7 protein-coding genes and 1 pseudogene are annotated in these 7,878 nt (G+C 73.9%); 1 reads left to right on the forward strand and 7 read right to left on the reverse strand.

Annotated features, from left to right (window positions below):
* A pseudogene (locus tag AB0O00_RS24385) lies at positions 1–694 on the forward strand (DEAD/DEAH box helicase); the annotation flags it as partial.
* Positions 695–766: 72 nt separating this feature from the next.
* Here the strand turns inward: AB0O00_RS24385 and AB0O00_RS24390 are convergent.
* From AB0O00_RS24390 to AB0O00_RS24420, 7 genes are all read right to left on the reverse strand, one after another.
* On the reverse strand, positions 767–1,060 hold the full coding sequence (locus tag AB0O00_RS24390) for a hypothetical protein (protein WP_363655100.1): 294 nt from the start codon (positions 1,058–1,060) through the stop codon (positions 767–769).
* 71 nt (positions 1,061–1,131) lie between these two features.
* Positions 1,132–1,500, reverse strand: coding sequence for a helix-turn-helix transcriptional regulator (locus AB0O00_RS24395; RefSeq protein WP_359964922.1), 369 nt, complete (start codon positions 1,498–1,500; stop codon positions 1,132–1,134).
* A 318-nt stretch (positions 1,501–1,818) separates the two neighbouring features.
* Positions 1,819–2,367: a CinA family protein gene (locus AB0O00_RS24400; RefSeq protein ID WP_363655102.1), complete on the reverse strand. Its 549-nt coding sequence runs from the start codon at positions 2,365–2,367 to the stop codon at positions 1,819–1,821.
* 13 nt (positions 2,368–2,380) lie between these two features.
* Positions 2,381–3,019, reverse strand: a complete 639-nt coding sequence (pgsA, locus tag AB0O00_RS24405; protein WP_363655104.1) for a CDP-diacylglycerol--glycerol-3-phosphate 3-phosphatidyltransferase — start codon at positions 3,017–3,019, stop codon at positions 2,381–2,383.
* The gene (gene rimO / locus AB0O00_RS24410) at positions 3,016–4,524 is read right to left on the reverse strand and encodes a 30S ribosomal protein S12 methylthiotransferase RimO (RefSeq protein ID WP_363655105.1); all 1,509 of its coding nucleotides are present in this window, start codon (positions 4,522–4,524) and stop codon (positions 3,016–3,018) included. The genes pgsA and rimO overlap by 4 nt, the downstream gene beginning before the upstream one ends.
* Positions 4,525–4,621: 97 nt before the next feature.
* A complete protein-coding gene (locus AB0O00_RS24415) occupies positions 4,622–5,479 on the reverse strand; it encodes a RodZ domain-containing protein (RefSeq protein ID WP_329924323.1) in 858 nt (285 codons plus the stop codon).
* 274 nt (positions 5,480–5,753) lie between these two features.
* Positions 5,754–7,878: DNA translocase FtsK (locus AB0O00_RS24420; RefSeq protein WP_363655107.1), on the reverse strand; the 2,125-nt coding region annotated here is incomplete at its 5' end.

Consider the following 7,878-nt stretch of genomic DNA (forward strand, 5'->3'; position numbering starts at 1 on the left):
GCTGCCCGCCCCGGCCGCCGACCCGACGGTCCGGGCCACCGCCCAGGCCCAGGCCCTGCTGGACCGCCACGGCCTGCTGACGCGCGGCACGGTGGCGGCCGAGCGGGTCCCGGGCGGCTTCGCCGGGGTGTACCGGGTGCTCTCCGCGATGGAGGAGCGCGGGCGCACCCGCCGCGGCTACTTCGTCGAGGGCCTCGGTGGTGCCCAGTTCGCGATGGAGGGCGCGGCCGACCGGCTGCGGTCGGTCAACGGCCGGCTGGAGCGCACCCGGGCCGCCGAGTGGCCGGCCGGCCCCACCGCCGAGCCGCCGCAGGTCCTCGTGCTCGCCGCCGCCGATCCGGCGAACGCCTACGGCGCCGCGCTGCCCTGGCCCGAGCCCCCGACCGCCCCCGGTGCCAAGGAGGCCAAGGCGCACCGCCCCGGCCGCAAGGCGGGCGCCCTGGTGGTGCTGGTGGACGGCGAGCTCGCCCTGTACGTCGAGCGCGGTGGCAAGTCCCTCCTGGCCTGGCCGGAGGACGACGCCACCCGGGCCCAGGCCGCCGCCGCCCTCGCCGGCGCCGTCCGGGCGGGCGCGCTCGGCAGCGTCACGGTCGAACGGGCCAACGGCGAGCCCGCCCTCGGCTCGGCGCTCGGCGCCGCCCTGGAGGAGGCGGGCTTCCACGCCACCCCGCGCGGCCTGCGCCTGCGCCCGTGAACACCCGGGACCCGGCGCCCGGGAACGCCGAAGGCCGCGGAGTCAACGACCCCGCGGCCGTCCGCGCACTAATCACCCGATCGGTGGCGTCCGCGCCTCCGCCCGGCCCGCCGACCCGCCCGCCGTGCGGCGGACCGGTCCGGTCGCGCTCCGGTCGGCGTGGACGGGGATCAGACCGAGCCCCCAGCCGCCGGCCGCGAGCAGGCCGAGCACCGCGCCGTCGGCCAGCTGCCCCCGGACCACCAGGAGCCACCAGAGCGCCCCGGCCGACAGGACCACCAGGACCCGACCGGCCGACCACGGCACCAGGCGCCGCAGCCACGGCCGTATTCGGGCCACCGCGTGCGCCGTCGCGTCTCTCCGCACGACCGCCCTCCTTCGCTCGCCCCGGGCCGTTCTCCTGCGTCGAGCAGGAATCCCGGGAGTGCGAGGCCGGATCAGGCGGCGACCACGTCCATCGCGGCGGCCTTGGGCGACATGGTCGCCCGGTCGGCGCCGGGGGCGGGCAGCGGTACCGGTTCGAGCACCGGCCTCAGCAGATCACCTTCGGAGAGGGTGGCCATCGCCGCAAGTTCGGCGAGCGACAGTTCGTCGCTGACCTCGCGCATGACCTCGGACATCCGGACGTCGAGCGCGTCGCAGATGGCGGAGAGCAGCTCGGACGAGGCCTCCTTCTGTCCCCGCTCGACCTCGGAGAGGTAACCGAGCGAAACCCTGGCGGCCGCCGACACCTCGCGGAGTGTGCGGCCCTGGCGCTGGCGCTGCCGACGCAGTACATCGCCCAGTAGGCGACGGAGCAGGATCATCGGTGCCTCCCTCCTCGGACTGCGGATCGAGATGTCACGCCCCCACCGTACCGCCTTGCCCGCTTCGCGTGCGGGGACCCTGGTCGTGTTCACTCTGGGCTGCAAGGCTGTCCCCCTCCTCGTTCCGGTGTCGTACCCGGGTCCGCGGGCCCCTCGTGGTACCCGTCGCGGGCCGCCCGGCCACCGTCACGCAACTCGTTCGCCACCTGGTTTCTGCCCAACCAGGCTGTTGGATGTAACACGATCCTCCAGCTCTGCCGTCCCCGCACGCCACTTCGGGGCGGACCGGGGTCGGCGGAGGTCCCGACGGACGGGCTCCTAGCGCTCCGGCAGCCGGCCAACGAGCAGCTCCAGCGCGGCGGTCACGGCCCCGTGACGGATTGTGGCACGGCCCCCGGACAGCCGGGGCGAAGTGACCAGAGTTCCCCCCGGACCGGCGACCGCGAGGTGTACGGTGCCCACCGGCTGCCCGTCCTGCGGTTCCGGCCCGGCCACCCCGGTCGTCGCGAGCCCGTACGTCGCCCCCAGCAGCCGCCGGACGCCCTCGGCCATCTGCCGGGCCACCACCGGGTGCACCGGCCCGTGGACGTCGAGCAGGCCCTCGTCCACCCCGAGCACCGAGGCCTTCAGCTCGGTCGCGTACGCCGTCACCGACCCCCGGAACGTCGCGGACGCCCCCGGGACGTCGACCAGCGCCGCCGCCAGCAGCCCGCCGGTCAGCGACTCGGCGACGGCCACCGTGCTGCCCTCGCCGCGCAGCGCCGCGTGCGCCCGCTCGGCCAGCGCGAAGTCCCCGCTCGCGAAGTCCCCGCTGTCCCCGCTCACGATGTCCGCAGCTGTCCGCCCCGCAGCCGTGTGGTCCGTCACCAGGCCCCCTCGTTCACCGGTCCGCGCGCTCCGCGGCCAGTCCCTCGCGGCGCAGGCGCAGCGCCTGCCCGATGTAGTCCAGCGCGGTGCCGACGGTCAGCAGCACCGCCAGGCCCATCAGCACGGCCCGCGCGGTGGCGAGCCAGCCGGTCAGCTCCAGCACGTACATGCCGACCGCGATGCCCTGCGTCAGGGTCTTGAGCTTGCCGCCGCGGCTGGCCGGGATGACGCCGTAGCGGATCACCCAGAAGCGCATCAGCGTGATGCCGAGCTCGCGGGCGAGGATCACCGCGGTGACCCACCAGGGCAGGTCGCCGAGGACCGACAGGCCGATCAGCGCCGAGCCCATGATCGCCTTGTCGGCGATCGGGTCGGCGATCTTGCCGAAGTCGGTGACCAGGCCCTTGCGCCGGGCGAGCTCGCCGTCGAACAGGTCGGTGATCATCGCGATGGCGAAGGAGGCCCACGCCACCGAGCGCCACTTGGGGTCGTGCCCGCCGTCGGCGAACAGCAGCGTCACGAAGACCGGCACCAGCAGGAGCCGGAGCATCGTGAGCATGTTGGCGATGTTCCAGACGGTCGGCGCCGGCGGCAGCGCGGCGGCCGGTCTGTCCGGGTGGGCCGCGGGCGGGGCGCCGGGCCCCTTGGTCATTGCCCGGCTCCCGGGGCCTTGGCCCCAGAAGGACTGGACAGTCGCACCGGCTCCAGCGCCTCGGCGATCAGGTCGACGCCCTCGCTGGCCACCACCTTGGCCCGCCAGAACTGGCCGACCTGCGGGTCGTCGACGCCGGTGAGGGTGGTCAGGCCGTCCGTCTCGGGGGCCTGGTGGGCGGCGCGGCCCTCGACCACGTCGTCCTCGACCGACTCGATCAGGACCTCGACCTCCGTCCCGATCCGCTGCTCGGCGCGCTGCGCGGTCATCTCCTCGGCGAGCCGGCTGAGCCGGTCCAGCCGGTCGGCGATGACGTCCTCGGGCAGCTTGCCGTCGTAGGTCGCGGCCTCGGTGCCGTCCTCGTCCGAGTAGCCGAAGACGCCGATCGCGTCGAGTCCGGCGTGCGTGACGAAGCGCTCCAGCTCGGCGAAGTCCGCCTCGGTCTCGCCGGGGAATCCGACGATGAAGTTGGAGCGGGCGCCGGCCTGCGGGGCCTTGTCCCGGATGGTCTTCAGCAGCTCCAGGAACTGGTCGGTGGAGCCGAAGCGGCGCATCCGGCGCAGCACCGCGGGCGCCGAGTGCTGGAAGGACAGGTCGAAGTAGGGCAGCACGTCGGCGGTGCCGGTCATCGCGTCGATCAGGCCGGGGCGCATCTCGGCGGGCTGCAGGTAGGAGACCCGGACCCGCTCGACGCCGTCGAGCTCCGCGATCTCGCCGAGCAGCGTCTCCAGCAGGCGGATGTCGCCGAGGTCCTTGCCGTACGAGGTGTTGTTCTCGCTGACCAGCACGATCTCGCGGACGCCCTGCTCGGCCAGCCACTTGGCCTCGTTGAGGACGTCGGAGGGGCGGCGGGAGATGAACGAGCCGCGGAAGGCCGGGATGGCGCAGAAGGAACATCGCCGGTCGCAGCCGGAGGCGAGCTTGACCGAGGCGACCGGGTTGTCGTCCAGCCGCTTGCGCAGGGTGCGCGGGCCGGAGGCGGGCGCGAGGCCCTCGGGCAGGTCGTCGATCGGCTCGGCGGGGGTCTCGGCGGGCCCGTGGCCGGGCAGCGCGACGGTCTCGGCGGCGGACTGCCGCTCGGCCGGGCTGATCGGCAGCAGCTTGCGGCGGTCGCGCGGCAGGTGCGGGGCGTGGTGGCCGCCGGAGAGGATGGTCTGGAGGCGGTCGGAGATGTCGGCGTAGTCGTCGAAGCCGAGGACCCCGTCGGCCTCGGGCAGCGCGTCGGCGAGCTCCTTGCCGTAGCGCTCGGCCATGCAGCCGACCGCGACGACGGCCTGGGTGCGGCCGTGCCCCTTGAGGTCGTTGGCCTCCAGCAGGGCGTCTACGGAGTCCTTCTTGGCGGCCTCGACGAACCCGCAGGTGTTGACGACGGCCACGTCGGCTTCGGCGGCGTCGTCGACGAGCGACCAGCCGTCGGCCTCCAGTCGCCCGGCGAGTTCCTCGGAGTCCACCTCGTTGCGGGCGCATCCGAGCGTGACAAGGGCGACAGTACGGCGTTCAGGCATAGGCCCAAGATTAACGCGCGGCTCCCGGTGCCGTTCGCCCCGGAGGCCGCGCGCCTCGATAACACGATCTTCTGCGGGTCCGCCCCGGTGCCGGTGGTCAGCCCGCCTGCGGGTCTCCGGGGGTGTACGTGACGTGCACCACCTGCCCGTCCTTGCCCAGCAGACCGAGGTCCTTGCCGTTGACGTACGCGTGCACGGCCCCGCCGTTGCCGAGCACGAGCTTGATCTGCTTGGGGTCGGTGAAGGTCTGGTCCTGGCCGTCGCTGATGTTGTTCTGGAACAGCGACTTGCCGTTGCCGTCTATGGCCGAGACCCAGCTGGTGCCCTCGGCGACCAGCTTCACGGTGACCTTGTCGGCCGGGACGGCGGCAATCGCCGCCGCGCTCGGCGCGGGGGCCGGGGGCTGCACGGAGGGCGAGGGCGCGGGGGCGATCGAACCCGTGCCGGTGCCGCTGGGCAGCGGCGCGCTGGCCGAGCCGGTGCCGGTGTGGCCGCCCTTGCCGCTCACCAGGTTGAAGCCGATCAGGGCGACCACCGCGACGATCGCGGCGACCATGGCGGCGGTCCAGTTCGGCCGGCCGCGCGAGGGCACCTTGATCGGGCCGCTCTCGATCAGCTGGGTGGGCCGCTTGGAGGCCGGCGAGCCGCCGTGCGCGGCGTCGTAGCGGGCCACCAGGGCCTCGCCGTCCACGCCGACCTCGCGGGCGATGGCGCGGATGTGCCCGCGGGCGTAGAAGTCGCCGCCGCAGCGGCCGAAATCGTCCTCCTCGATGGCATGCACGATCGGCACCCGGACCCGGGTCGCCGTACTCACCTGGTCCACCGTGAGTCCGGCCTCCAGCCGGGCGGCGGACAGCACCCGGCCGATGCTCGGGGCATCGGCCGCCTGCACCGCGTCGCTCGGCTCTGCGGACGACGGGGCGTTCTCGCGGTCGGGGGACTTGCCGATGGTCACGGGGCACGCCTTTCGAGCGGATGGCCACCTGCTGGGGAACAGTCTAGGGGCGTGGACGGATCGAATCTCAAGCGGAACAGGCCCGAATGCGCACACCCGCCCCGGTCGGGGACGGGCCCCGTCGACGGCCGGTCGGCGGGGTCGCGCAGGGGGAGCACGGTGATCGCTTTCCGGCCATTGACGCGGTGCGCTGACGTTCGGTTCCCGCCATGGCGCCTACCCTCCTCCGAACGAGTGACACCTCGTCGGGGACACCGGCTCCCGTGCCCGGCCGTCAGCCGCGCAGGGTCACCAGCACCCCGTCCAGCTCGTCCGGTTTCACCAGGACGTCGCGCGCCTTGGAGCCCTCGCTCGGGCCGACGATCCCGCGCGACTCCATCAGGTCCATCAGCCGGCCCGCCTTGGCGAAGCCGACCCGGAGCTTGCGCTGGAGCATCGAGGTCGAGCCGAACTGGGTGGAGACCACCAGCTCCGCGGCCTGGATCAGCAGGTCGAGGTCGTCGCCGATCTCCTCGTCGATCTCCTTCTTCGGCCCGCCGCCGACCATGACGTCGTCCCGGTAGCGGGCGGCCAGCTGGTCCTTGCAGTGCTGCACCACCGCGGCGATCTCGGCCTCGGTGACGAACGCGCCCTGCATGCGGACCGGCTTGCCGGCGCCCATCGGCAGGAAGAGCGCGTCGCCCTTGCCGATCAGCTTCTCGGCGCCGGGCTGGTCCAGGATGACCCGGGAGTCGGCCATCGCGGAGGTCGCGAAGGCCAGCCGGGACGGCACGTTGGCCTTGATCAGACCGGTCACGACGTCCACCGAGGGCCGCTGGGTGGCGAGCACCAGGTGGATGCCGGCCGCGCGGGCCAGCTGGGTGATGCGCACCACCGAGTCCTCGACGTCGCGCGGCGCGACCATCATCAGGTCGGCCAGCTCGTCGACGATCACCAGCAGGTACGGGTACGGCGTCAGCTCGCGCTCGCTGCCGAGCGGCGGGGTGACCTTCCCGGCGCGCACCGCCGCGTTGAAGTCGTCGACGTGCCGGAAGCCGAACGCCGCGAGGTCGTCGTAGCGCATGTCCATCTCGCGCACCACCCACTGGAGGGCCTCGGCGGCCTTCTTGGGGTTGGTGATGATCGGCGTGATCAGGTGCGGGATCCCCTCGTAGGCGGTCAGCTCGACCCGCTTGGGGTCGACCAGCACCATCCGCACCTCGTCCGGGGTGGCCCGGGCGAGGATCGAGGTGATCAGGCAGTTGATGCAGGACGACTTGCCCGCGCCGGTCGCGCCGGCCACCAGGATGTGCGGCATCTTCGCGAGGTTGGCCATCACGGTGTGGCCCTCGACGTCCTTGCCCATGCCGACGACCATCGGGTGGGTGTCCTCGGCGGCCGTGCGCGAGCGCAGCAGGTCGCCGAGGTTGACCATCTCGCGGTCCCGGTTGGGGATCTCGATGCCGACCGCGGACTTGCCCGGGATCGGGCTGATGATCCGCACGTCCGGGCTGGCCACCGCGTACGCGATGTTCTTGGCGAGCGCGGTGATCCGCTCCACCTTGACGGCCGGGCCGAGCTCGACCTCGTAGCGGGTGACCGTCGGGCCCCGGGTGAAGCCGGTGACCTTGGCGTCGACCTTGAACTCCGAGAACGTGCCGGTGAGCTGGGCCACCACCTCGTCGTTGAGGGCGCTGCGGGGCTTGGCCGGGCCGCCGCGCTCCAGCAGGTCGAGCGGGGGCAGGCTGTAGGTGACGTCGCCGGCGAGCTGGAGCTGCTCCATCCGCACCGGGGCCGGGCCGTGGTCCTCGGGCGCGCCCGGGCCGGCGCCGCGGGCCGCCGGGACGAGGGGCTCCTCCGGCGGGGCGGTGCGGTCCTGCACCTGGTGCATCATGTTCGCCACCGCGGAGGAGGCGGGCACGCCGTAGACCAGCGCGCCGTCCAGGTCGGCGGCGGCGCCGGCGGCGAGGTTGCGGGTGGTGAACGGGTCGTCGGCGTCCTTGTCCAGCGAGACGCGCTCGGGAGCCGCCTCCGCGCCCTCGTCGTCCTCGGGCTGCGGCTTGCGCCGGCGGCGGCGCCGGCGGGCGGCCACCTCGTCGCCCGGGTCCTCGGAGTCGACGGTGAACGGCAGCGCCGACGGGTCGGCGTCCTCCGGCGGATCGGTGGAGAACTCGCGCTCCGGCGCACGCCCCTCGTCGTACTCGTCCTCGGGCCCCGGCTCGACCACGCCGAGCCGCACACCGGCCGCCCGCAGCCGCTCGGGGATGCGGTTGACCGGGGTCGCGGTGACCACCAGCAGGCCGAAGAACGCCAGCAGCAGGAGCAGCGGCACGGCGAGCGCCGGGCCCGCCGCGGCCATCATCGGGGTCGACGCGGCCCAGCCGAGGATGCCGCCCGCCGCCCTTATCCGGGACGCGCCG

It is taken from the genome of Kitasatospora sp. NPDC093558, assembly GCF_040683475.1.
Taxonomy (GTDB): domain Bacteria; phylum Actinomycetota; class Actinomycetes; order Streptomycetales; family Streptomycetaceae; genus Kitasatospora.